Origin of the sequence: Devosia neptuniae, assembly GCF_025452235.1 — a bacterium.
GTDB lineage: Bacteria > Pseudomonadota > Alphaproteobacteria > Rhizobiales > Devosiaceae > Devosia.
This window is the reverse complement of record NZ_CP104965.1, coordinates 2,167,334-2,192,551: the sequence shown is the minus strand read 5'-3', so window position 1 is coordinate 2,192,551 and position 25,218 is coordinate 2,167,334. Positions and strand designations below refer to the sequence as shown.

At 62.5% G+C, this 25,218-nt stretch carries 20 protein-coding genes; 4 read left to right on the top strand and 16 right to left on the bottom strand.

Annotation, left to right across the window (positions count from 1 at the left end):
- Positions 1–36: 36 nt before the first annotated feature.
- The 5 genes from N8A98_RS13560 to N8A98_RS13540 form a co-directional block, all read right to left on the bottom strand.
- Positions 37–1,977 carry an ABC transporter substrate-binding protein gene (locus N8A98_RS13560; RefSeq protein WP_262166071.1) on the bottom strand — a complete coding sequence of 647 codons (1,941 nt, stop codon included), beginning with the start codon at positions 1,975–1,977 and terminating at the stop codon, positions 37–39.
- 122 nt (positions 1,978–2,099) lie between these two features.
- A complete protein-coding gene (locus N8A98_RS13555; RefSeq protein ID WP_262166068.1) occupies positions 2,100–2,330 on the bottom strand; it encodes a hypothetical protein in 231 nt (76 codons plus the stop codon).
- Positions 2,321–3,910, bottom strand: a complete 1,590-nt coding sequence (locus tag N8A98_RS13550; protein ID WP_262166067.1) for a heparinase II/III domain-containing protein — start codon at positions 3,908–3,910, stop codon at positions 2,321–2,323. The genes N8A98_RS13555 and N8A98_RS13550 overlap by 10 nt, the downstream gene beginning before the upstream one ends.
- A 241-nt stretch (positions 3,911–4,151) precedes the next feature.
- Entirely contained in the window at positions 4,152–5,099 is a 948-nt protein-coding gene (locus N8A98_RS13545; protein WP_162740067.1) for a LacI family DNA-binding transcriptional regulator, read from the bottom strand.
- A 148-nt stretch (positions 5,100–5,247) separates the two neighbouring features.
- Positions 5,248–5,748, bottom strand: a complete 501-nt coding sequence (locus N8A98_RS13540) for a flavin reductase family protein (protein WP_262166064.1) — start codon at positions 5,746–5,748, stop codon at positions 5,248–5,250.
- Positions 5,749–5,931: 183 nt separating this feature from the next.
- Between N8A98_RS13540 and N8A98_RS13535 the strand changes: the two genes are divergently transcribed.
- A complete protein-coding gene (locus N8A98_RS13535; RefSeq protein WP_262166063.1) occupies positions 5,932–7,605 on the top strand; it encodes an electron transfer flavoprotein-ubiquinone oxidoreductase in 1,674 nt (557 codons plus the stop codon).
- A gap of 397 nt (positions 7,606–8,002) precedes the next feature.
- Here N8A98_RS13535 and N8A98_RS13530 read toward each other — a convergent pair whose 3' ends face one another.
- On the bottom strand, positions 8,003–9,499 hold the full coding sequence (locus tag N8A98_RS13530; RefSeq protein WP_262166061.1) for a CoA-acylating methylmalonate-semialdehyde dehydrogenase: 1,497 nt from the start codon (positions 9,497–9,499) through the stop codon (positions 8,003–8,005).
- A gap of 95 nt (positions 9,500–9,594) precedes the next feature.
- Between N8A98_RS13530 and N8A98_RS13525 the strand changes: the two genes are divergently transcribed.
- Entirely contained in the window at positions 9,595–10,473 is an 879-nt protein-coding gene (locus N8A98_RS13525; protein WP_262166060.1) for a LysR family transcriptional regulator, read from the top strand.
- Positions 10,474–10,477: 4 nt separating this feature from the next.
- On the opposite strand, the gene mce is transcribed toward N8A98_RS13525, so the two are convergent.
- The 5 genes from mce to N8A98_RS13500 are packed head-to-tail and all read right to left on the bottom strand — an operon-like array spanning position 10,478 to position 17,481.
- Positions 10,478–10,876, bottom strand: a complete 399-nt coding sequence (gene mce, locus N8A98_RS13520) for a methylmalonyl-CoA epimerase (RefSeq protein ID WP_262166058.1) — start codon at positions 10,874–10,876, stop codon at positions 10,478–10,480.
- On the bottom strand, positions 10,873–12,990 hold the full coding sequence (gene scpA, locus N8A98_RS13515) for a methylmalonyl-CoA mutase (protein ID WP_390888762.1): 2,118 nt from the start codon (positions 12,988–12,990) through the stop codon (positions 10,873–10,875). The genes mce and scpA overlap by 4 nt, the downstream gene beginning before the upstream one ends.
- Entirely contained in the window at positions 12,990–15,005 is a 2,016-nt protein-coding gene (locus N8A98_RS13510) for an acetyl-CoA carboxylase biotin carboxylase subunit (RefSeq protein ID WP_262166055.1), read from the bottom strand. Before N8A98_RS13510 ends, scpA begins: the two co-directional genes overlap by 1 nt.
- On the bottom strand, positions 15,002–15,946 hold the full coding sequence (locus N8A98_RS13505; protein WP_262166053.1) for a hypothetical protein: 945 nt from the start codon (positions 15,944–15,946) through the stop codon (positions 15,002–15,004). Before N8A98_RS13505 ends, N8A98_RS13510 begins: the two co-directional genes overlap by 4 nt.
- A gap of 2 nt (positions 15,947–15,948) precedes the next feature.
- Positions 15,949–17,481 (bottom strand): acyl-CoA carboxylase subunit beta, encoded by a 1,533-nt coding sequence (locus N8A98_RS13500; protein WP_262166052.1) that lies wholly within the window; start codon positions 17,479–17,481, stop codon positions 15,949–15,951.
- 144 nt (positions 17,482–17,625) lie between these two features.
- Here N8A98_RS13500 and N8A98_RS13495 point away from each other — a divergent pair, with 144 nt between their 5' ends.
- A complete protein-coding gene (locus tag N8A98_RS13495) occupies positions 17,626–19,242 on the top strand; it encodes a GMC family oxidoreductase (RefSeq protein ID WP_449240164.1) in 1,617 nt (538 codons plus the stop codon).
- 63 nt (positions 19,243–19,305) lie between these two features.
- Here the strand turns inward: N8A98_RS13495 and N8A98_RS13490 are convergent, their stop codons facing one another.
- Entirely contained in the window at positions 19,306–20,760 is a 1,455-nt protein-coding gene (locus tag N8A98_RS13490) for a xylulokinase (protein WP_262166050.1), read from the bottom strand.
- Positions 20,761–20,876: 116 nt separating this feature from the next.
- Here N8A98_RS13490 and N8A98_RS13485 point away from each other — a divergent pair, with 116 nt between their 5' ends.
- Positions 20,877–21,815 (top strand): substrate-binding domain-containing protein, encoded by a 939-nt coding sequence (locus tag N8A98_RS13485; protein WP_262166048.1) that lies wholly within the window; start codon positions 20,877–20,879, stop codon positions 21,813–21,815.
- 41 nt (positions 21,816–21,856) lie between these two features.
- Here the strand turns inward: N8A98_RS13485 and N8A98_RS13480 are convergent, their stop codons facing one another.
- The 4 genes from N8A98_RS13480 to N8A98_RS13465 all read right to left on the bottom strand — a co-directional run bounded on the left by N8A98_RS13480 (position 21,857) and on the right by N8A98_RS13465 (position 25,212).
- Positions 21,857–22,462, bottom strand: coding sequence for a zinc metalloprotease (locus N8A98_RS13480; RefSeq protein ID WP_262166047.1), 606 nt, complete (start codon positions 22,460–22,462; stop codon positions 21,857–21,859).
- Positions 22,463–22,711: 249 nt separating this feature from the next.
- Positions 22,712–22,960 carry a hypothetical protein gene (locus N8A98_RS13475; RefSeq protein ID WP_262166045.1) on the bottom strand — a complete coding sequence of 83 codons (249 nt, stop codon included), beginning with the start codon at positions 22,958–22,960 and terminating at the stop codon, positions 22,712–22,714.
- Between the two features lie 204 nt (positions 22,961–23,164).
- Positions 23,165–24,157 (bottom strand): FecCD family ABC transporter permease, encoded by a 993-nt coding sequence (locus N8A98_RS13470; RefSeq protein WP_390888839.1) that lies wholly within the window; start codon positions 24,155–24,157, stop codon positions 23,165–23,167.
- Positions 24,158–24,201: 44 nt separating this feature from the next.
- Entirely contained in the window at positions 24,202–25,212 is a 1,011-nt protein-coding gene (locus tag N8A98_RS13465) for an ABC transporter substrate-binding protein (protein WP_262166041.1), read from the bottom strand.
- Positions 25,213–25,218: the final 6 nt, after the last annotated feature.

Genomic DNA, 25,218 nt, shown 5'->3' with positions numbered 1-25,218 from the left:
CCGCTGTCGCCGGTCGCGAGGGTGGGGGAGGGAGCGCTATTCAGCGGCGAAGTACCACTGGAATGGATCGTAGGGTGCAGGGGTGGGGAACAGGTAAGCCTGGAACATGGTCTGCGGGATGTTCCGCATATTGTTCTTGGCAATGTAGTAGGTGTTGCCGGGCAGGCTGACGCCGATCACCGGGAAGTTCTCCTGCCCGATGGTCAGGATCTGCTTCATCAGATCGGTGCGCTTTGCCGGATCGCCTTCACCGCGCAGTTGGTTGTAGAGGTCCATCTGCTGCTTGGCCCAGGGAGCCGGTTCCTCGGCAATGTCTGGAGTCGTGCCGTTAAACCAGGCCTGCCAACGGAACGCCCATACGGATTCCGGGCTGTTGGCCATGTAGTAGCGGGGCTCCTGCACCACATCGAGGCCGCCGTCGCCGCCCCAGACCTGGGCGTCATAGTCGCCGATCGGCCGCTTGTCATAATAGAGTGTGCGGTCGATATTATTGATTTCGAGCTTGATCCCTGCGGCTTCAAGCTGCAGCTGAATTAGCTCCAGCATGTCGGGCCATTCGGGACGAAGCGAGGCAATGGTGTCGATCGTGACCACCAATGGCGAGCCGTCGGCGAAGGTGTACATGCCGTCAGCGCCCTTGACCAAGCCGGCCGCTTCGAGATGTTGCGCCGCTAAGGCCGGATCGAATTCGGTATACTGCTTGGCATAAGTCTCATTGTAGAACGGGGACTCCGGACGCGGCGCCACCTGGAAAGGCTCGCCTTGACCAGTGAACACCACATCGATGATTTCCGCGCGATCGATGGCATGCGAAATGCCGATGCGGAAATCCTTGTTCTGGAACAGCTCGCGGCGTTTGGCGTCGATGTGGTTGAGGTTGAACTGGATAACCATCGTGTTGGAGGAGGACTGGATTTCCTCACCCATGCGGTAGTCGCCCGCTTCCTGCCCGTCAAAGAATAGCGGCTGATTAGCCACGGTCGAGATATGGCGGTCCTGGAAATCGATCTGACCGTTGAGGGCAAGCAGCGTCAGCTCTTCCACTGAATCTGACACCCGCATTTCGAGGTTGTCGATATAGGGCAACTGGTTCCCCTCGGTATCGACCTTCCAATAATAGGGATTGCGTTCGAAGGTGACGCGGGTGGCGCTGCCGGTCAGCGGCTCCTTCACCATCCACGCGTTCATGAACGGCAGGTCCGGGTTGGCCCAGCGGATGGTTTCCGTGGCCCAGGCACAGCGGTTGAGCATCATGGCTTCCCAGGTATCGAACCCGGCGGCCTTGGCTTCTTCAGCGGCTTTCGGATTGATCGGCGGGTAGAACTGCCCGCAATAATCCTTGCTCAGCGACACGATGGTGAGCCCGTTGACGCTGGCCAATTCATCCATCAGCACGCCATTGGGCTTTTCAAAGATGAATTTGAACGTCGTCTCGTCGACCACTTCCAGCTCGACGGGATTATTGGGATTGCGCAGGAAGCCGCCCGGTCCGACATAGGTCGGCTCCTTGTGCAACTGCACGGCAAATTCGATATCGGCGGTCGTAAACGGCTTGCCGTTATTCCACTTTAGCCCTTCGCGCAGCTTGAACGTATAGGTTTTCGCGTCTTCGCTGACTTCCCAACTCTCGGCCAGATTGGGAATGATCTCTTTCCATTCGCGGTCGTAGCGCACCAGCCCGTCGTAGGCGACGGTACGGGCGATCCAGGCATTATCCAGCCCGCCGCGAAGCGCTGAGCGCCAGGTGCCGCCATAGGTGCCGACACTGTCTACCGGCTCCACCACCAGCGGATTGGTCGGCAGGCGCTCGGCGACCGGCGGCAATTCACCGCTTTCCACCAACGCATCCAGAATTGGCGATTGCTGTTGGGCCAGCGCCGGGGCCGCTGCGGCCAGCAAGGCTGCCAGGGCGACAGCCCCCGCGAGGCCACGGCCGGGCCGCTTAAAGGTTCGATGAACCAGGACGTCTTGTTTCATTGTGGTCCTCCCTTGCCCGGAGCTTGTGCGCCGGGTCATTCCTCCACGAATGGGCGGCGATGAGTTGCCGCCCCACAGGATGCAAAACGTGCCTCCTGCACCTCAATGCCTCGACGTGCGCCTCAGATGGGCGTGATATCGAGCGCAATTTCTCCTTGTGCTGCGCTTCCGCGGACAGCAAACAGCACCCGGGTCAGATCGACCGATGGCGCATATTGTTTTTCGACACCGGCATGATGCTCCGTGCTGACCTCGACCTGGCTGGCGTCAAACCGGACTTTCACCCCGCCATCGGCCCCGCCGATCCGCACTTCCTCGGTCCCGATATCCACCGCGAGCGGGGTCACCAGCACCGATTGAAAATCCCCCCGCCATTGGCGAAACTGAAACTATCGCTGAGCGCGATCCGTCCGCCCGGCGCATGCCGGTCAAACGACACGCTGCGCTGCAATTGGCGCAAGCCCGCCTTGGCCGGATAGGCCGCAGCCATATCCAGCGCCAGCTCGTCCCGGTCGGCCCCATTGCTGTGCACCAGCACTTTGGCAGCGCGCTCGGCGCCTTCGGCCTGCTCGAAGCCATTGACCACCGGCACCGAATGGCCGCGCGAGGAGGTCATGATATTGGCGTAGCGTTCAGGCCCGAAATAGGCCTTGGAATAGCGCCCCCGCCCCGGATCGGTGAGCACCACCTTGCCGCCCTGCACGACGATCAACGAGCCGACATCGTTCTGGTTGTGCATCTCGTCATTATGCCCGCCCTTGATGGCGAGCCGCAGCGATTTGGGATCAGCCGGATCAAGCCGGGAGATCATCCAGCCCATATCGGCGAACCAGTCATGAGGCGTTCCCCCAAAAGCCACGCTTTTGTCCGGCAACGGCCAGGCATATTGGCGCAGCGGCCAGACGAACTGGTTGAACATCTGCACGCCAAAATCATTGCGCGTGCCCAATTCGGTCAGCGCCGGCAGATCGAGATTCTTGGCCAGATAGGACAGTAGCCCGGGATGAAAACTGGGATTGCTGTCGGAATCCGAAAAGCTCGCCCACACACCCTGCGTCAACACCGTCCGCACCGGGAATTGCGCAATCTCGCGCACAATGGGCAAGTCCAGCAGATCGATCTGCCCGCCCGTCCGCTCTGCCAGCAAATGCGCCAACACCACATAATTGCCAAAGCCATAGGACCAGTAATCCGGCCCCTCGGACGAGCCGCCCTGGCTGTCGAACGTGTCCAGATAGTCCGCCAGGCTATGCAGCCCGCGCGTGATGATTTCGGCGAGCCGATCGAGATCCGTCTCGAAATAACACGCCGCGCCAACCACACCGGCCACGCACACGGCGGTCCAGTTGTTGACCTGCTTGGCCGGCGTCGTATGCAGCCACCAATGATCATTGCGCTCAAGGAACGGAGCAATGGTCCGCCGATTGGTCTCGCTGCGAATGCGGGCGCGCAATTGGGGAGAGAGCTTGTCGCCCAGCAGGTAATCGGCCTCGGCCAGATCAAGCCCGCTCATCGCCGCCGCCAGATCAACCGTCGGTCGATCCGGAAAATCCAGTGTTCGCGCATGCGCCGGCCAAGCCCAATTGGTCTCTTCCAGCCGCGCCCACAGCAGGTTCTCGGCCGCCGCTACAAATTCCCCGCTCTGCTCCAGCCATTCAGTCAGCGTCAGCCGATAGAGCATATTGCGCCGCGCTCGCTGGGCATCTTCATAGCCCTCGCGCCGCCCGGTGCGCTGATATTCAAGGTAAAGTTCGGCCGGCAGTGCCGGAATGTCAGCGCCGATATCGGCACGGGCGCTTTCGAGCAAAGCCTCGATAGCCTGCGATCCCACCTGCGCCCGAATTTCAGCAACATCACGCGCAAACGGGACAAAGGCAGCCGCGCCGTCGAGCGTCATGCGAACATGTTTGACGTTCCAGCGCCGCAAATCCAAGCCGCCCTCCTGCATACTCAACCCGGACATCCGTCGCTCAACGCGATCTTTTTGCCGAGTTCAACGAGGGCCACGCTATTTCACAAGATTTGCAAAATCAAGCACTTTGCGCAAATAGCGCAAATTACGCAAATTTGTTCATTTTTCGTCGAAAAGCCAAAGGGATGGCCCGGTACGAGTGTGGAAAACCCGTCCCGTGCACCCAAAAGGTGATGATGAATTTTGAAATCAGAACGCTGATTTAGATCGAGAACACAGTCTCGCCGGCCACCATGCTGACGCCGGTTTCCACCTGCAGCACGGCCCGCTCGCCATCCATATGCTGCACCAGCAGCCGCACGGCCGAGCGCCCAATCGCCTCGCGATCCACCCGTATCGTGCTCAGCCGCGGCGTCGCCATGCCGGCAATCGGCAGGTCGTCAAACCCGATGATCGAAAAGCCCTCGACCAGCGGGCTATCGGCCGCATAGAGCCCCTCAAGCATCTCCACCGCCGCGATATCATTCCAGCTGAAAACAGCCGTCACGTCATGCACACCGGCCAGCACATCGGCCAAAAGCTGCTCGGTCCGGCACTCCGCGCCATAAACGACTGTCCCGGTCACACCCGGATTTGCCGCAATCGCTGCCTGAAAGCCGCGCTGCCGCTGTAGCAATGTCGGCCGGCTCTTTTGCCCATAATGCAAGATGCGCCTATGCCCGGCATCGATTAGCCGCTGCGTCGCCATGAAGGCGCCGTAGAAATTGGCCGGAGCCGCGCCACTGACCTGCATTTTGGGGTCCGCACCATTGACCAGCACCACCGAACTATCGGTCTCATCGGCCCATTGCACCAGCCCATCCCAGGCGTCGATCCCCGCCAGCAACACGCCTTCCGCATCGGTCTGGGCCATCTGCTTCTTGATCAGATCCAGCGTCACCACCGCTTCATTGACCAGCCGCACATCGAGCACCATGCCCATTTCGGCGGCCTGCGCCCGCATGCCTTCCAGAATCCCGAAATAGAACCCCGATAACCCGCTCGTCGCGCTCCCCAGCGGCACCAGTGCCACCGCGCGCTTATCGCCGGCGGCTTGGCCATTGGTATGCTTGCTCTTATAGCCCAGCGCCCGCGCCATGCGCTGCACATCGCGCCGCACCGCGTCGCTAATGCCGATTTCATTGGCCAGCGCGCGCGACACCGTGCTCACCGAAACACCAAGGCGCTCGGCTATGTCTGACTGGTTTGCGCGCCGCTGCGGGGCCACTTCGCGATTCCGATGAGCAGGATTGCCTATCTACGCAATATTTGCGTTTTTTGAGCAATGCAAGCCCTGACGGCAATTTAGGCCGGTAGAGTCACAGAGTTCCGCCTTTGTAGGACACTAGCGGCGTCACATCCGGCGTCGCACTGAAGTCCACCACCCGGCCCAGAATGATCGCCGTGCCGAACCGCTCGATCACTTCCTCAACCCGGCAATCGATCACCCCGGCCGCCCCGTCCAGCACCGGCGCCCCCGTTGCCAGCCTGCCCCAGTGCCCCAACTGAAACCGATCCGCGCCCTTGAGCTCGCCCTTGCCGCCAAACGGCCCTGCCAGGTCCGCCTGCCCACTTGCCAGATAATTGATGGCAAAATGCCCGGCATCGAGAATGGTCTGCAACGCCGAGGTTTTCTTGTCGACCGAGATCATCATCAGCGGCGGCTCGGCCGATAAATGCGTTGCCGACAGCGCCAGAAAACCCCGCGGACCGTCGTCGGCCTCGGCCGTAACAATGGCAGTGCCCACCGCCCGCAGACCCACCGCCTGCCAGAATGTGCGAACATCAATGACCCGTTCGGGCGCGGCAGCATCAGACATGAAAAACTCTCAGCAGGGAAACACAAAGGCAGACCGGTCAATGGTACGCGCCCATTCACCCCCGCCCAACGAAGTTTTTCTTCCCGCCGCAGCGCTATGCCAGAAGGCGCAAAAAATACGGGCCAAGCGGTCCCATTGCTGCTAATTGGGCAGCGTTGAGAACAGTTGCGGGAACAGGTTGGGATGGCTGACACGGGGGGTCTGGATGACCGCGAAAGCATGGCATTCGACGTCGTCATCGTCGGCGCCGGCCCGGCCGGCCTGGCCGCCGCCATCCGCCTCAAACAGAACAATCCTGATCTAGCCGTCGTCGTGCTCGAAAAAGGCGCCGAGGTCGGCGCGCACATCATCTCGGGTGCCGTCGTCGACCCCATCGGCATAGATGCCCTGCTGCCCGGCTGGCGCGACGAACCCGGCCACCCCTTCCGCACGCCGGTCACCCAGGATCGCTTCCTCTTCCTCGGCCAGACCAGCGCCACCGCCATCCCCGCCTGGCTGATGCGCCTCATGCCGCCGCTGATGCATAACCACGGCAATTTCATCGTCTCGCTGGGCGAAGTCTGCCGCTGGCTGGCCGACAAGGCCATGGCGCTCGGCGTCGAAATCTATCCCGGCTTCGCCGCCGCCGAATTGCTCTATGACAAGGGCGCCGTCATCGGCGTAGCCACCGGCGATATGGGCCTCGAACGCGACGGCACGCCCGGCCCCAATTTCGCCCGAGGCATGGCCCTGCTCGGCAAATATGTGCTGCTGGCCGAAGGCGCCCGCGGCTCATTGAGCAAGCTGGCCATCGCCCGTTTCGGGCTCGATCAAGGCCATGAGCCCCCCAAATTTGGCCTCGGCCTCAAGGAAATCTGGGAAGTCGCGCCCGAGCAGCACCAGAAGGGCCTCGTCCAGCACAGCTTCGGCTGGCCCCTCGATAACAGCACTGGCGGCGGCAGCTTCCTCTATCACCTGGAGGACAACAAGGTCGCCGTGGGCCTCGTCGTCCACCTCGATTACGCCAATCCCTACCTCTCGCCCTACGAAGAATTCCAGCGCTTCAAGACCCATCCGACCATCGCCAAAACCTTCGCCGGCGCCACCAGGATCAGCTATGGCGCCCGCGCCATCACCGAGGGCGGCTATCAATCGGTGCCCAAGCTAACCTTCCCCGGCGGAGCGCTACTCGGCTGCGCCGCCGGCTTCACCAATCTGCCGCGCATCAAGGGCAGCCACAATGCCGTGCTCTCGGGCATCGAAGCCGCCGACGCGGCCCTGGCCGCCCTCGGCGCCGACCGCTCCGGCGATGAATTGACGGAATACGAAGCCAATTGGCGCAGCGGCCCCATCGGCCGCGACCTCAATCTCGTCCGCAACGTCAAGCCGCTCTGGTCCCGCTTCGGCATCATTGCCGGCATAGCGCTGGCCGGTATCGACATGTGGCTGACCACCCTGCTCAACGGCTGGTCCCCCTTCGGCACGCTCGGCCATGGCAAGCCCGATTCCGCCACGCTCGACCCCGCCAGCGCCCACCAGCCCATCGCCTATCCCAAGCCCGATGGCGTGCTGACCTTCGACCGCCTGGCCTCGGTGTTCATTTCCAACACCAATCACAGCGAAGACCAGCCCAGCCATTTGCTGGTCGCCGATACCGCGCTGCAAAAATCATCCGAACACGATATCTATGCCGGCCCGTCAGCCCGCTATTGCCCCGCCGGCGTCTATGAATGGATCGAGGAGCCCACCGGCCCCCGCTTCCAGATCAATGCCGCCAATTGCGTCCACTGCAAAACCTGCGACATCAAAGACCCCAACCAGAACATTACCTGGGTGCCGCCACAGGGCGGTGAGGGTCCAATGTACGGGAATATGTAGGGTACGGGATTTTCGCCCCAGTAGACCTCATGGTGAGCCCGTCGAACCACGAGGTCGTGGCACCGAGCCCACCCCACCCACGATGTCATTCCGGCGGAGGCCGGAATCCATGCTGTGGACCATCCCCAAATACGATGTCGTAGATGGCCTTCAGAATGGATTCCGGCCTCCGCCGGAATGACACCGAGCGTGTCCACAAAACCGTGGCTCCCGCCACCCCTCCCTGCCCTCCCCATCAAGGGGAGGGTGAACCCTGTGGGTGGGCGAAATAGTGCCAAGCACTTCACAGGACGTGGCAACACGCTGCCCCAGACTCGATGTCACCCTCCCCCTTGCGGGGAGGGAAGGGAGGGGGTCTGCGATCTCAACTCCCCCCAAAGGGCCGAGCCTCCACCTCCTACTTCATCGTCGGCATCTGGAACTCCGCCCCATCCTTGATCCCAGACGGCCAGCGGCTCGTCACGGTCTTGGTGCGCGTCCAGAACTTGATCGAATCCATGCCATGCTGGTTCAAATCGCCAAACGCTGATGCCTTCCAGCCCCCAAAGCTGTGATAGGCCAGCGGTACCGGCACCGGCACATTGATGCCCACCATGCCCACATTGACCCGGCTGGCAAAATCGCGCGCCGCATCGCCATTCTGCGTGAAGATCGCCGTGCCATTGCCATAGGGATTGTCCATGGTCAGCTTGAGCGCATCCTCATAGGTCTTGGAGCGCACCACAGACAGCACCGGCCCGAAAATCTCTTCCTTGTAGATATCCATCTCGGCGGTGACATTGTCGAACAGCGTCGGCCCAACAAAATAGCCGTCTTCATAGCCCTGGAGGCTGAAACCCCGGCCGTCCACGGCCAGCGTCGCCCCCTGCTCCACGCCCTTTTCCACGAGGCCCAGAATCCGCTCCTTGGCCGCCTTGGTGATCACCGGGCCCATTTCGCTGGCCTTGTCCGTCGCCGGCCCAACCTTGAGCTTTTCGATGCGCGGCTTGAGCGCCGCAACGATCCGGTCCGCCGTTGCTTCGCCCACTGGCACCGCCACCGATACGGCCATGCAGCGCTCGCCCGCCGAGCCAAAACCAGCCCCCATCAGCGCATCGGCCGCCTTTTCGATATCGGCATCCGGCATGATGATCATGTGGTTCTTGGCGCCGCCAAAAGCCTGCACACGCTTCCCGTTCGCCGCCGCCGTGCCATAGACATACCGGGCAATCGGGGTCGAGCCGACAAAGGACACAGCCGCAATATCGTCATGCGCCAATATCCCATCGACCACCGACTTGCCGCCATGCACGACATTGAGGATGCCCTTGGGCAGGCCCGCCTCCAGCGCCAGCTGCGCCAGCCGCACCGGCACTGATGGGTCACGCTCGGAGGGCTTGAGAATAAACGCATTGCCCGCCGCAACGGCCGGCGCCAGCATCCAGAGCGGGATCATCGCCGGGAAGTTGAACGGAGTGATGCCCGCCCCGATCCCTACCGGCTGGCGCATCGAATACATATCGATCCCCGGCCCGGCCCCTTCGGTGAACTCACCCTTGAGCAGATGCGGCGCCCCGGCCACAAATTCCGCCACTTCCAGCCCGCGCAGGATGTCGCCCTTGGCGTCATCCACCGTCTTGCCATGCTCGGTGCTGAGCAGGGTGGCGAGCTCGTCCATGTCGCGATTGATCAGCGCCACGAAATTGAAAAACACCCGCGCCCGCCGCTGCGGATTGGTCGCCGCCCACTTGGGCTGCGCCGCTGCCGCCGACGCTACCGCTGCATTGAGATCAGCCGCATTGGCCAGCGCCACCTGCGCCTGCACATCACCCGTCGCCGGATTGAACACATCCTGAAATTGCTTGCTCTCGCCCGCTGTTTCCACGCCGTCGATGAAATGGCCGATAATGCGCATAAGGCTCTCCCTTGTTGTGAGAGCAGTCTTCGCGCTATAATCCACGCAACTCAACGCGATAGATTTCGCATCTGCTGTGCAGGAGTTGAAGCACCGTGAACTGGGACGATGTCCGGATATTCCTAGCCGTCGCCCGCCACGGCCAGATCCTGGGTGCTGCACGCAGCCTGGGCCTCAATCACGCCACCGTCGCCCGCCGCCTTACCGCACTCGAAACCGCCCTGGGCAGCACGCTCTTCACCCGCAAAACCAATGGCTCGGACCTCTCCGGCGCCGGCGAACGCTTCCTCGCCCACGCCGAAGCCATGGAAAGCGCCATGCTCGCCGCCAGCCAGACCGCCGGGGCCGATAGCGCCATCGAAGGCATAGTCCGCGTCGGCGCGCCCGACGGCTTCGGCGTCGCTTTCCTGGCCCCGCGCATCGGCCAGCTCACCGAACGGCATCAGGGCTTGCGCATCGAACTGGTCCCCGTCCCCCGCGCCTTCTCGCTCTCCCGCCGCGAAGCCGACATCGCCGTCACCCTCGAGCGCCCCCGCGAGGGGCGCCTGGTCGCCCGCAAACTCACCGATTATCGCCTGGGCCTCTACGCCGCCAAATCCTACCTGGCCCGCCACGGCACGCCGCAAACGCTAGCCGACCTCTCCTCCCACCACCTCGTCGGCTATGTTGATGACCTGCTCTTCTCGGCCTCGCTCGACTATACCAGCGCCTTCCTGCCCGATTGGCACTCGACCCTGTCCGTCTCCACCGCCATGGGCCAAACCGAGGCCGTCCGCGCCGGCGCGGGCATCGGCATCCTGCATGGCTTCATGGCAGAGGGTGATCCGAACCTCGTTCCAGTCTTGCCCGAGCACAGCCTCACCCGCGCCTATTGGACCGTCGTCCACGAAGACCTGCGCGCATTGCGAAGGGTTGGTATCGTGGCGGAGTTTTTAGCGGAAATCGTTGCGAAGGATCGGGGGATTTTCGCTTGAGGTCCTAAACCTCTTCCAACTCAATCAGCGTCCCATCAAAGTCCTTGGGATGCAGAAACACCACCGGCCTGCCATGGGCGCCGATCCTGGGTTCGCCCAGCACGCGAGCGCCACCGGCCGTCAGCCGCGCCACTGCCACAGTCAGATCGGGTACCTCAAAGCACATGTGGTGCATGCCCCCGCCGGGGTTCCTGTTTAGAAACCCGGCGATCGGCGAGCCCTCTCCCAACGGTTCCAGCAATTCCACTTTGGTGTTGCCCGTGTCGATGAACACCACATTCACGCCATGCTCGGGCAGCACCTGCACCGCCCCCACCTGTGCGCCGAGCATATCGCGATATTTCGCCGCCGCCGCCGCCAAGTCCGGCACGGCAATGGCGATATGGTTGAGCCGCCCGATCACCGGTTGCTCAGCCTTCCTTCGATCTGGCTCAACACCGAAAAAGCGGCTGCCAGCACATTGGTCCCCGGTCCGAAAATCTCGGCCACCCCTGCATCGAACAGGAAATCATAATCCTGCTCAGGAATGACCCCGCCCACGATCACCGTTACCTCACCCAATTCGCGGTACCGCAGCGCCGACATCAGCTCCGGCACCAGCGTCTTGTGCCCCGCCGCCAGCGATGACACGCCCACCGCATCCACCCGCAGCTCATCGGCATGCGCCGCCACTTCGGGCGCTGTCTCGAACAGCTCGCCCATATGCACGGCAAAGCCCAGATCGGCGAAGGCCGAGGCGATCACCTTGGCGCCGCGGTCATGCCCGTCCTGCCCCATCTTGGCGATAAAGATCGAGGGCGCCCGCCCCCGCGCGGACTTGAACGCATCGATCCGCCCGACAATGGCGGAAAATTCCGGATCATCGCCATAGCTGGCGCCATAGACCCCCGAAATCACCCGCGTCACCGCCGCGTGCCGCCCGAACACATCCTCCATCGCCTGACTGATCTCGCCCAAGCTCGCCCGCGCCCGCGCCGCCTCTATCGCGGCTTCCAGCAAATTGCCCTCATCCTTGGCGGCAAATTCGCGCAGACCCGATAGCATTTGCTGGCATTTGATCTCGTCCCGGCTCGCCCGCACCCGCTCCAGTTGCGCAATCTGCTCGGCCCGCACCTTGGCATTGTCGATCTCTCTGATCTCGATGGCGTCCTCGGTGTCGGGCCGGTAACGATTGACCCCGACAATCACATCCTCGCCCCGGTCCACCCGCGCCTGCCGCAGCGCCGCCGCCGTCTCGATGGCCAGTTTCGGCCCACCGGCCTGCACCGCCTGCGTCATCCCCCCGGCCATTTCGGCTTCCCCGATCAGCAGCTTCGCCCCATTCACCAATTCCGCCGTCAGCGCCTCGATGTAATAAGACCCGCCTAGCGGATCGACCACGTCAGTCACCCGGCTTTCATGCTGCAAAATCAATTGCGTATTACGCGCCAGCCGGCTCGAAAATTCGGTCGGCAGCGCAATCGCCTCATCAAACGAATTGGTGTGGAGGCTCTGCGTGCCGCCCAACACCGCCGCCAGCGCCTCGATGGTCGTGCGGATCACATTATTATGCGGGTCCTGCTCGGTCAGCGACACGCCCGAAGTCTGGCAATGGGTGCGCAGCATCTTGCTGCGCGGGTCCTTCGCCCCCAGTCCGGTCATGATCTCGCTCCACAGCTGCCGCGCCGCGCGCAGCTTGGCCAACTCCAGAAAGAAGTTCATGCCAATGCCGAAAAAGAAGCTCAGCCGCCCGGCAAAAGCATCGATATCCAGCCCCCGCGCCTGCGCCGCCCGCACATATTCCACGCCATCGGCCAGCGTATAGGCCAGCTCCTGCACGGCGGTCGCTCCCGCCTCATGCATGTGATAGCCCGAGATCGAAATCGAGTTGAATTTGGGCATGCTGCGCGCCGTATGCGCGATGATATCGCCCACAATCCGCATCGAGGGCTCAGGCGGATAGATGTAAGTGTTACGAACCATGAACTCCTTGAGAATGTCGTTCTGGATCGTTCCCTCAAGCTTGGCCTGGCTCACCCCCTGCTCTTCCGCCGCCACGATAAACATGGCCAGCACCGGGATCACTGCCCCGTTCATGGTCATGGACACACTCATCTGATCGAGCGGAATCCCGTCAAACAGCTGCTTCATGTCCTCCACTGTGTCGATCGCCACCCCGGCCTTGCCGACATCGCCCATCACCCGCGGATGGTCACTGTCATAGCCCCGATGCGTCGCTAGATCGAAGGCGACAGACAGCCCCTTCTGCCCCTTCTCCAGCGCCTGCCGATAAAACGCATTGCTCTCCCGCGCGGTGGAGAAACCGGCATATTGCCGGATGGTCCAAGGACGGTTGGCATACATCGTCGCCCGCACGCCGCGGGTAAACGGCTCGACCCCGGGAATTTCCGCGCCCTCGCCGAAATAGACGGGTTTTACCGGGATGCCGCCATAATCGCGATCGAGCGAGGAGAGCGGGACGTCGCGGAGTTCCTTTTGAGCGAGTGCGGCCCAATGGGCGAAATTAGTGGGCACCACTACACTCCCTCAAACTCGATCATCACCTGATCCACCGCCAGCACCGCCCCCGGCACCACATGCACCTTGCTCACCCGCGCCCGCTTCTGCGCCTTAAGCACGTTTTCCATCTTCATCGCCTCGACAATGGCCAGCGTCTGCCCATCCTCGACGACATCGCCTACCGCCACATCGATCCGCACCACCTGCCCCGGCATCGGGCACAGCAGGAACTTGCTCATGTCGGGCGGTACCTTGACCGGCATCAGCGACAGCAGCCGCGCCACATGCGGCCGCACCACCATCACCTTCAGATCCGCCCCGCAATACCGAATGCGGAACCCCGACGTCGTCCGATTGACCTTGACGACACTGGCCGCCCCGCCCGCCCATTCGATCCGCGCGATGGTACGCCCCGGCGCCCAGTCGAACCGCTCGGCCATCGCCGCCTGATCGAACAGGTTGAGTTCCCAGCTTCCCTCGGGGTCCAGCCGATGCAGCTTGAGCGGCACCTGTTCGCCCGCGATCACCACCACCCACTCGCCATAAACCTCGGTGGAATGGCCCAGCGGCGTGCGGGTAACCTGCCCTTTGCGTTCCTCCAACACCAATTGCATCATCGCCGCCACCGCGGCGACTTCAAACACCCGCCCGCGCGGCAGCACCGCGCCGGTAAAGCCTTCGGGAAATTCCTCGGCGATATAGCCCGTGGTCAGCCGCCCCTCGCGGAACCGCTCCTGGTCCATCACCGTCGACAGGAAGGGCAGGTTGTTGCCCACCCCCTCGACCTCAAAACTGTCCAGCGCCGTCGCCATGGCGTCGATCGCCTCGATCCGGCTGGGCGCCCAGGTGCACAGCTTGGCGATCATCGGATCGTAAAAGGTGGAAATCTCCCCGCCCTCGAACACTCCGGTGTCGTTGCGCACCACCAGAGCCGCATCGCTACTTTCCACCGGCGGCCGATACCGCGTCAGCCGCCCGGTCGATGGCAGAAAATTCCGATACGGGTCCTCCGCATAAAGCCGGCTTTCAATGGCCCAGCCATTCAGCTTCACCTCATCCTGGCCCAGCGGCAGCGCCTCGCCATTGGCCACGCGCAGCATCAGCTCCACCAGATCGAGCCCGGTGATCAGCTCGGTCACCGGATGCTCCACCTGCAACCGCGTATTCATTTCGAGGAAATAGAAATTGCGCTGGTTATCGACGATGAATTCCACCGTCCCCGCGCTCTGGTAGCCGACGGCCTTGGCCAGGGCCACCGCCTGCTCGCCCATCGCCCGACGCGTCTGTGCATCCAGAAACGGGCTCGGCGCTTCCTCGATCACCTTCTGATTGCGCCGCTGAATCGAGCATTCCCGCTCATTGAGATAGAGTACGTTGCCGTGACTATCCCCGATCAGCTGGATTTCGATATGGCGCGGATCGGTCACGAATTTCTCGATAAAAATCCGGTCATCCCCGAACGAGCTCGCCGCCTCCGACTTGCTCCGCTCAAACCCTTCGCGCGCCTCCGCATCGTTCCAGGCAATCCGCATGCCCTTGCCACCGCCACCGGCCGAGGCCTTGATCATCACCGGATAGCCAATCTCCTTGGCAATCGACACCGCCTCCGCCGCATCGGCGATCAGCCCCATGTGCCCCGGCACAGTCGAAACCCCGGCCTCCGCTGCGATGCGCTTGGAGGTAATCTTGTCCCCCATCGCCTCGATGGCTTTCACCGGCGGCCCGACAAAGATGATCCCCGCCGCCGCCAGCGCCTCGGCAAATTTGGGATTCTCGCTCAAAAACCCATAACCCGGATGCACCGCCTCCGCGCCCGTCTCCCGGCAAGCCGCAATGATCTTATCAATCTGCAGATAGCTGTCCTTGGCCGGCGAAGCCCCAATATGCACCGCTTCGTCGGCCATGCGCACATGCAGCGCCTCCCGATCCGCATCGGAATAGATCGCGACCGTCGCAATACCCATCCGCTTGGCGGTTTTGATGACCCGGCAGGCAATCTCGCCGCGATTGGCGATGAGGAGTTTTGTGATCATGCTTTTTGCTTGCCACCTTGGGGTTCGTACACAGTGTCTTCCAAGAAGAGTTGCCTTCCCACAGTGTCGACGATTTCACGCAAACAGCGACACTCGTTTTTTAGAGCGGTAGTATCGTACGCCTCAACAATCTGAGGACTTGCATTGCACATATTCTCGGTCGCACGAGAGATATGACCGTCAAAAATGGCATATTCAGCACATCGATAATTTACGTAGGCGAGTGTCCGCTTGGATTGCGCGCGCACCCTTCCTATCAACTCGCCTTCTTCGATGGGGTTATGATGCGGAAACAAGCTTGAAAAGCCCGAATAGTAAGAAGGGTGGGATGCCGCAGATAGAATTTTTTCTTCTGCAGATCGATACTCTAGATTTACCAACTCGCGCCCCAGTGCACTTCGAACTAGTGAATAAACAAAATCTCGCGTCTTTCCTCTGGCCACGTACTTATGCCAAAAGCGATTTTGTTGGTCCGAGTCGTGGCAGTCCAAATAGGCCGTGCAAAATGCATGATCGACGGTAACACGGCTAAGAACGTCAATTCCTTCTGACATAGATCGCGTGATTTGCTTGGCTTGTTCACACAGACTTTCGGACACGAGCATTCTGATCGCCAAGAGATCAGACCCTGTCTTGCCGCAGATTGAGCTTGCGGCCAGCACCAGAGCGGACGGTGCATTGCCAGGGTTGGCTTGTGATACCGCGGCCACAAAGCACGCCTCCGCCATCAGTGAGAACCACATCTGAGCGAGATCTAAGTGAAATACGCCATTGCCCACCTCAGTCGCGTATTTCGCGTTCAGTTCTGGAAAATCACTTCTAAGCGTCGTGGTCCGAGCGGCGTGATCACACCAAGCATCGTCCAACGAGACGCCAAATTTTTCGCCAATCTTCTTTGCTTTCAGAATAAGCCGGGGTGATGCGGTAGAATAATATTCCACTATCACAGCGGAATATTCCCATGCTTCTTCTTCGGCCCTTCGCTGCGCTTGTGCTTTAGCGTCGAGAGCGCCCTTATGACCCGCCGCCGCGTGCCATGCGGCATGATCACATCGTCAATGAACCCGCGCTCGGCTGCGACGAAGGGATTGGCGAAGCGGGATTCGTAGTCTGCTGTGCGCTTGGCGATCTTGTCCTTGTCGCCCAGCTCGGAGCGATACAGGATTTCCGTCGCTCCCTTGGCCCCCATCACAGCGATCTCAGCCGACGGCCAGGCATAGTTCACATCCGCCTTGATGTGCTTGCTCGCCATCACGTCATAGGCCCCGCCATAGGCCTTGCGGGTGATCACCGTCACTAGCGGCACGCTCGCCTCCGAATAGGCGAAGAGCAGCTTGGCGCCGTGCTTGATGATGCCGCCGTATTCCTGCGCCACGCCGGGCAGAAATCCGGGCACATCGACAAAGGTCAGGATGGGAATATCAAAGCTGTCGCAGAAGCGGATAAACCGCGCCGCTTTCTTACTGGCATTGATATCCAGACACCCCGCCAGCACCAGCGGCTGATTGGCCACCACACCCACCGTTTCGCCATCGAGCCGGATAAAGCCGACCAGAATATTGCCGGCATGCTCTTTCTGCAGTTCCAGAAAATCCCCCTCGTCGGCGACTTTCTCGATCACCTCGCGCATGTCATAGGGCTTGTTGGCGCTGTCGGGGATGATCGTATCAAGGCTCACATCGCCCCGCTCGACCGGATCGTCCGTGGCCACGCGCGGCGGCTTCTGCCCATAGGCCAACGGCAGAAACCCGAACAGCCGCCGCACTTCGAGCAGGGTTTCGATGTCATTGTCGAAGGCGGCATCCGCCACCGAGGAAATCTTGGTATGCGTCGAAGCCCCGCCCAGTTCCTCCTGCGTCACACTCTCATTGGTCACCGTCTTGACCACGTCTGGGCCGGTGACGAACATGTAGCTGGTGTCCTTGACCATATAAATGAAGTCGGTCATCGCCGGCGAATAGACCGCCCCGCCCGCACAGGGCCCCATGATCACCGAAATCTGCGGCACCGCGCCCGAGGCCTGCGCATTGCGCCAGAACACATCGGCATAGCCCCCAAGCGAGGCCACCCCCTCCTGAATACGCGCGCCGCCAGAATCATTGAGCCCAATCACCGGCGCCCCATTCTGCATGGCCAGATCCATGATCTTGCAGATCTTTTTGGCATGGGTCTCGCTCAGCGAGCCACCGAACACGGTAAAATCCTGGCTGAACACATAGACCAGCCGCCCCTCGATCGTGCCCCAGCCGGTCACCACCCCGTCGCCGGGGATGATCGTCTCGGCCATGCCGAAATCCACTGCCCGATGGGTGACGAACATGTCGTATTCTTCAAAACTGCCCGCATCGAGCAGCACATCGAGCCGCTCCCGCGCCGTCAGCTTGCCCTTGCCGTGTTGCGCGTCGATCCGCCTCTGCCCCCCGCCGAGCCGCGCCTGTGCGCGTTTATCCTCGAGTTCGGCGATAATCTTCTGCATCGGCGGTTCCCCCGTCTTTGGCGGGCAGACTAGCCCGACAAACCAGCCTGTCGAAAGCGAAAACTCGGCGCTAGCCCCCGTTTCCCCGCTCTGCAATAGTGCGCCCCAAAAGCGCGGGAACAATCCGGCGGAGGGGACCTGGCCTTGGCGTCCAGCTACGATTTCATCATTGCCGGCGGCGGCTCGGCCGCTTCAGTCGCGGCCATGCGCCTCGTGCGCGATTTCGGCTGCTCCGTGCTCATCATCGAGCGCGGCCCCGCCAAGACCGCCCGCCTCATGGATTTCCCCGCCGGCTATATGAAATATCTGGCGCGCGAGGATTTCCTCGAAATGCACCATACCGTCCCCCAACCGCAGCTCGGCGGGCGCGGCCCCATCGTGCCGGTCGCCAAGGCACTGGGCGGCGGCAGCGCGGTCAATGCCATGGTCTATATGCGCGGCCAGCGCGAAGATTACGACGGCTGGGCGACGAGCCTGGGCAATACCGGCGCCTGGTCTTACACCGACCTGCTCCCCCACTTCAAAAACATCGAAGCCAATACGCGCTTCAACAATGTCTATCACGGCATTGCCGGCAATTTGCGCGTCTCCGAGCCCGGCCAGATTTGCGACACGACCGAAGATTTCCTGCTCGCCGCCCAGGGCCTGGGCCATGCCTATAATCCCGATTTCAACGGCGTCCGGCAGAACGGCGTCGGCATCATGCAGCACACCTATGGCCTCTGGAATCGCCACAAGGCCCGCTCCGACGCCAAAAAAGCCTTCCTCGATCCGCTACGCAAAGACGGGCGCCTCACCATCATCACCGGCGCCCGCGTCGACCGCATCATCATCGACAACAACCGCGCCATCGGCCTCGCCTATTCCAAGGACGGCACGACCCACACCGTCCACGCCGACCGCGAAGTGCTGATCGGCGCCGGCACCTACAACACCGCCAAATTGCTCATGCTGTCCGGCATCGGCTCTGCCGATCACCTGCGCGAACACGGCATATCCGTTGCCGCCGACCTGCCCGGCGTCGGCGCCAATCTGCAGGACCATCACGAAGTCCCCATCATCGCCACCACCAAAGCCAAGTCCGGCTATTTCGGCCAGGACAAGGGCTGGCCCATGATCCGCAACGGGTTGCAATATCTGCTGTTCAATTCGGGCCCCGTCACCACCACCGGCATCGAAGCCTGCCTGTTCTACGATCCCGACGGCGGCGACCGCCCCACCATCCAGCTCTATTGCGCGCCAATCGTGTATCTCGACCGTGACGTCTCCTCCGCCAAGCCCACCTATGGCGTCACCTTCACCTCCTGCCTGCTCCGCCCCAAGGCGCGCGGCAGCGTCAAGCTGCGCTCGGCCAATCCCGGGGATCAGCCACTGGTCGATTGCAACTTCTTCGGTCATGCCGACGATCTGCGGCTGACATTGGCATCGCTCGCCGTCGCCCGCCAATTGCTCGCCACCGAGCCTTTCAAATCCAAGATCGCCGAAGAACTCCTGCCCGGCCCCGCCGTTACCGCCGAGGAAGACCTCGCCCGCTTCGCCGGCCAGACCGTCAAAACCAATTACCACCCCGTCGGCACCGCTCGCATGGGGCCCGACAGTGACCCCATGGCCGTCGTCGACGAGCGCCTGCGCTTGCGCGGCGTGGATGGTCTGCGCGTTATCGACTGCTCGATCATGCCCGCTATCGTCTCGGGGAATACCAATGCCCCCGCCATGGCGATCGGCTCAAAAGCCGCAGAGATGATCGGGACGGGGCGCTAAGCCCCCTCATCCGCCCTTGGGCACCTTCTCCCACAAGGGGAGAAGGGTGGCTCAGCGTGCGAACTAAAACCGCGTATTAAAAACCCGCAAATCCGCATACAGCGCCTGATAATGACCAAACCGGTCGGCATGGTAGCCCGCCACCGCGCCATTCGGCTCGAATACCCGGTCATACCGCACGAGTTGCCGCACTGCTTCCGTCAGCGTTCCCCCAATCCCGCTCGCTTGTCCCGCTAAAATCGCCGCTCCCAGCGCCGCAGATTCCGGCGCCACGCAGCGCCGCAGGGGCTTGCCCAACACATCCGCCCGTATCTGGCACCAGCCATCGGATAGCGACCCGCCGCCCCCAATATTGATCACCGCCGGGTCCACCGCCGCCGAGCGATACAGCGCCTCGAACGCCCAGCGCCCGGCATAGGCTACGCCCTCCATCACTGCCCGCGCCATTTCCGCCGCCCCCGACCCCGGATCGAGCCGCGCAAATACTCCCCGCGACGCGCTATCCCACAGCGGCGCCCGCTCCCCCCGCAAATGCGGCAAAAACAGCGGCACCGATGGCCCCGGCGTCGCACTCGCACCCAAAGCCGCTACCTCGGCTGGCGTCCGCCCCAACACGCCCGCGATCCACCCCAGCGCCGCCCCGCCCGATTGGGTGGGCGCCGCATGCATCACCACCCCCTCATAGGGCGGAAAGAGGATCACTCCCGGCGTGGGCACAATCGTGCTCGAGACAATCCCCGGCACATCGCTGGTGCCGCTCTGATACATGGCGTCCCCATTGGCCACCACGCCCACCCCGAACATGCCGCCCCAGGCATCCATTGCCCCGACAACAACCGGCACGCCGGCACAAGGCAGTCCTGCCCGCACCGTGCCCGCAATCGTCGTAAAGCTCGCCAGCGGCGGCAATAGCTCCGCCGCCCGCGGCACCAGCGCCAGCAGCTCGGCGACATAATCGCCCCTTCCATCCACCAGCCCCACCGCCGCAATGGGGTCGCTCAACACCGCCCCGGTCAGCTGCAAAATACAATAATCCTTGGGCGCCAGCACATGGCGCGTGCGCGCATAAATGTCCGGATGCATTCGCCGCACATGCGCCATCCGCGACAGCGCATGGCTCGCATCAATCGGCATCGGCGTGCCAAACCAGCCGATTTTCTGGTCCGCACTCACCTGCCCATCCAGGGCAGCTGCATCCGGCGCCGAACGCCCATCCTGCCAGATAATCGCCGGCAGCAGCGGCGTGCCTGCCCCATCCACGAACACATGGCTATTGACCTGGCTGCAAATGCCGATCGCTTTGAGCCCGCTCAGATCATGCCCCTGCGAAAAAGCATCCAGCGCCCCCAGCACGCCGGCCATCCAATCGCGCGGGTCCTGCTCGGCATGGCCTTCCTGCGGCCGGCTGGTCGCATGCGGATGCGCAAACGCCGCCAATCGCTCCCCCGCCTCGTCGATCAGCACCGCCTTGGTGGCCGTCGTGCCCACATCCAAGCCGATCAGCGTGATTTTCGCCACGTCACGTCCCCAAATTGCCTAGTCGCCCTCAAGCCTCTCCAATATGGTGCCTGCCGGCGAAAGGGAACCATCGCGACGACGTACCCGATGGCATTCGCATCCAGGGGAACAAGCATATGACGTTCAAGACCATTCATTTCACCCGCAGCCTGCTGGCTGGCGCGAGCCTGCTCGCTGCCACTCTGGGCGCGAGCGGCGCCATGGCCCAGTCCAAGATCGCCATCATCACGCCCTATCTGGCCCAGCCCGGCACTCAATTCTATGTCGAGTCCTTCCAGGCTGCCGCCAAGGACAAGGATTGGGACGTCAATGTCATCGACACCGCCGGCGACGTCGCCGCCGTGATCAGCCGCATCGAGGACATGGTCACCCAGAATGTCGATGCCATCGTCATCAATGTCGATCCCAGCCAGGTTGCTGCGGGCCTGCAGGCCGCCGCCGACGCCGGCATTCCGGTCATCGGCATGGATGCCGGCAGCGATCCGCTGCTGGCCACCAATGTCACCTCCAATGGCTATGCCATGGCCGCCGAAACCGCGACCTATGTGGCCGACCGTATCGGTGGCGAGGGCAATGTGGTGATGTTCATCTTCGAAGCCTTCCCGCCCGTGCAGGTGCGCGGCGTGGTGGCCGATGCCGTCTTCGGCAATTTCCCCGATATCAAAGTACTCGACCGCGTCACCCCCGACGTCTCCGACGGCGGCATTGCCGATTCCCGCGCCAAGATGGAAGCCATCCTTGCCGCCAACCCAGAGCCCGGCAGCATCAAGGCCGTCTGGGCCGCCTGGGACCAGCCCGCTCTCGGCGCCCTCCAAGCCATCGAAGCCGCCGGCCGTGAGGGCGAAGGCATCGTCATCACCGGCATCGACGCCAACCCCCAGGCCCGCGAAGCCATCGCCACGGGCGGCAATTTCGAGGCCAGCGTCGCCCAAGACTTCGCCGGCATCGGCGCCGCTACTGCTGATGCTGTTACGCGGGTTCTTGCCGGTGAAGAGCTCAAGCAGCGCGTCACTTACGTGCCCACCAAGCTCATCACTGCGGTTAACGCGGAGTAGTCCGCCAATCGGGCGCCTCTCCCTTGCGGAGAGGCGGCTTCCTAGCGAAGCTGTACCAGCGGCAGCAGCATGTTGGCCAGGTTGGGCAACCGGCCGGCCACGATTGCGACGATCACCAAGGCCAGCCCAAAAGGCTCGAGCCGCAGCAGGCGCCGCTCCTCGCCCGGCCAGATGGCCTGCCAGAGCACCCCGCCGATCAGTCCGGGGATTGGCAGCAGATTGAGCGCTGCCGAGGCCAAAGCCAATATCTGCAATTGCCCCGCCACATACAGCACTGCATAGCCACCGGTTCGCGGTAACAGCAAGGCCAGCGGCCGCAGCAGGTCGATCAGTGGCACCAGTGCCACGACCACAGCTAGCGCCAACACGGCCACCAGCAGCAGCCCCCAGCGTCCCAACCGATTCTGCGCCGGGTCGAACCGCACCACCCGCACCCAGCTCATGGCGAACAGCGCTGCTATCACGGTGCCCCATACCGAGATATGGACAAAGGGATTGGCGGTCAGACGGCCCTCATATTGCGGCCGTTTGTCACCCAGCAGGCGCGCGAAACCGGCCAGAGCGAGGCCCTGGATTGCTGCATAGAGGAGCACGGCCGCAATGCGCGACACGATCTCTCCCATGCTCAATTCTCGGAGTAAATTCACGGCGCGACTCTCCGGCGCGTTGGCCTCTACGCACTTACTGCGCCAAAGCCATCGCAGGCAACAATCACCGTGGAACAGGAATGCGGATGAGGCGCGGCGCGGGTGGGACAAGAGCTCGGCTGCCATTGCGTTGGCCGGACCGGGAAACCGGAAAAACCAGCCCGTTCCCTATACCACCACGTCCGGTTGACGCGCGCCGGCCTCTATGGATCAACCCACAAGATGGCGGCCCGTTCCCATTATTTGGGCTCAGTCCGCAGGGGCGCGCACCAGCGGGTAGGTTTCGGCACTGTAGAGATCAAGAATCTGCGCGCCATCGAAGCGCTGCTCATCAACCTCAAGAAACGAGCCCCGCAGCAAGGCCTGCGGCATCTCCTCGACAGCGTATTGCACTGCCTCTGCGGCGGTCGCAAACCGGCGGTAGCGCGCCTTGGGAGATTCATTGCGGCCCTTGCTCGGATAGAGTTCGGCAGCGGCGGAATAGTCAAAACCGGACATGGTTCATTCCTTCTGGATTGGGTTCAGCAGATGCCATGGCACCGCAGGCAACAGCCCCAGCCGCGATGAAGCGGCCGGGGCAACCGTTCGCAAATCTGGAGATGGCCGGGCGATCGACGATCCCGACATGGGCAAGCAGCCCGCATATGGTTTGAATATGGCCCTTCGACGCCCCGATTTCAAGGCGCCACGGCACTTCCGGCCTCATCCGCGACGCCCGCCGCGATAGAGAATGACCGCGAAGAACGGCACCCCGACCAGGGCCGTGACCACCCCAATCGGCAAAACCTGTTGCGGCAAGATGATGCGGGAGACGATATCGGCCAGAACCATGAAGCTGGCCCCGATCACCGCACAAGCCGGCAGCAGCCGCATATGACCCGGCCCGACCAGGAAGCGGGCGGCATGGGGGATCACGAGGCCCACAAAGCCGATAGACCCAACCATGGACACCATCATGGCCGTCATCAATGCCGTCACGGCGAACAATACCAGCCGCACCCGGCGCACTGGCACGCCAAGGGAAGCGGCGGCATCTTCGCCGAAGGCAAAGGCATCGAGCGAGCGGGCATAGCGCAGGCAGATGCCAAGCCCGCCAACAACCACAATGGCCACCAGCGATACATCGGACCAGCGCACGCCGGCAAAGCTGCCCAATAGCCAGAACATCACGCTGCGGGCCTGTTCGGCATTGGCAGATGTGGCCACGATATAGGCAGTCAGGGCATTGAACAGCTGCGACGCCGCCACCCCGGCCAGAATTGTGCGCTCGGTGCCGCCACGCGCGCCGGAGGCGAGCATGACCACGAACAGAAAGGCGGCGAGCGCACCGGCAAAGGCACCTGCCGACAGCGTCACCGCCCCGGCACCCAGCCCCAGCAGCATGACGCAAACTGCCCCGGTCGAGGCGCCGGCCGAAATCCCCAGCACATAGGGTTCGGCCAGCGGATTGCGCAGCAGCGATTGCAATATGGCGCCGCAAAGCGCCAGGCCCGCGCCGCAACAGGCGGCGGCCAGCGAGCGGCTCAGCCGATAGTCCCAGATCACGCTTTCCTGGATGCGGCTGAGCTCGTGCTGCGTCCAGCCCAGGCGATTGGTCACCGCCTGCACGGTCGTTTCGAGGCTGATGGGCATTTCACCAATGCCCACCCCCAATGCAATCACCACGGGCAGCAGGAGGCCAGTGGCGATGACGATAAGAACACCCGGCCGGAAGGCCGGGCGCAGGCCTGCAATTGCGCTCAATCGAGGAGACCGAAGGCTTCCAGCGCCGTGGCAAGCTTTTCGAGCCCCCCAATGGTGCGCAGCGTCGGGTTCATCGCCTGCGCATCCATTTCGACGATATGGCCGGCTTGCACCGCCGACAATGCGCTGGCGACCGGGTCCGTGTGCAAGAATTCGCGCTTAACCGCCGGATCGTCCGCCGCCTGCGTGCGCCGATCCATCGTGCCGATGACGATCACGGCCGGGTCGGCGGTGGCGATCGTTTCCCAGCTGACCAGCGGCCATTCGGCCTCGGTCTCGATGACATTGCGGGCACCCAACACGTTGGTGATATAACCTGGAGCGCCGTTCTTACCCGCCACCCAAGCATCACCGGCAGTCTCCGCACTGGAAAACCAGAACAGGATCGAAATATCATCGGAGCGGCCAGCCAGACGATCTCGCACCGCCTGCTCACGCGCCCGGAAGTCGGCGATCAGCTCATCACCCTGGGCCGAGACGTCAAAGATCGCTGCCAGTTCCTCGATCTCGCGATACAACAATTCCGGCGTCCACAAATTGGCCCGCGAACCATCGGCGGAAATATTGTCGGTCGTGTCGCAATCGGTGGGCGAGACATAGCTGGGCACGCCCAGATCGGCGAATTGCTCGCGGGTGCCGACGCGGCCCTCCGGCCCCAGGGCCGACAGGAATTGCGCCGCAACGAAATCGGGATTGGTCCCGACCACGCTTTCAAAGCTGGGCTGATTATCGGCCAGGCGCGGCACGCCGGCATTGGCCTTAGCCAATTCGTCCAGTACAGGGGAAACCCATACGGCGGTGCCCACCATGCGGTCGGCCAATCCCAGCAGCAACATGATTTCGGAGCTGTTCTGGCCGATGCCGACCGCGCGTTGCGGCGCTGCCGCAATGGTGATGGTGGCGCCGCAATTTTCAAGAATGAGCGGGTAGTGTGTGGCCGCTGTTGCAGGCATGCAGGCCACGCCGGCAAGCAAGGTGCCGGTGACGATAGCAGGAAGACGCATCATAACCTC

Bases quoted from the DNA above. Each gene is read 5' to 3' on its own strand.
- N8A98_RS13560 (WP_262166071.1), bottom strand. From the start codon at position 1,977: ATGAAACAAGACGTCCTGGTTCATCGAACCTTTAAGCGGCCCGGCCGT.
- N8A98_RS13540 (WP_262166064.1), bottom strand. From the start codon at position 5,748: ATGTCTGATGCTGCCGCGCCCGAACGGGTCATTGATGTTCGCACATTC.
- N8A98_RS13535 (WP_262166063.1), top strand. From the start codon at position 5,932: ATGGCTGACACGGGGGGTCTGGATGACCGCGAAAGCATGGCATTCGAC.
- N8A98_RS13530 (WP_262166061.1), bottom strand. From the start codon at position 9,499: ATGCGCATTATCGGCCATTTCATCGACGGCGTGGAAACAGCGGGCGAG.
- N8A98_RS13510 (WP_262166055.1), bottom strand. From the start codon at position 15,005: ATGATCACAAAACTCCTCATCGCCAATCGCGGCGAGATTGCCTGCCGG.
- N8A98_RS13500 (WP_262166052.1), bottom strand. From the start codon at position 17,481: ATGCAGAAGATTATCGCCGAACTCGAGGATAAACGCGCACAGGCGCGG.
- N8A98_RS13485 (WP_262166048.1), top strand. From the start codon at position 20,877: ATGACGTTCAAGACCATTCATTTCACCCGCAGCCTGCTGGCTGGCGCG.
- N8A98_RS13475 (WP_262166045.1), bottom strand. From the start codon at position 22,960: ATGTCCGGTTTTGACTATTCCGCCGCTGCCGAACTCTATCCGAGCAAG.
- N8A98_RS13465 (WP_262166041.1), bottom strand. From the start codon at position 25,212: ATGATGCGTCTTCCTGCTATCGTCACCGGCACCTTGCTTGCCGGCGTG.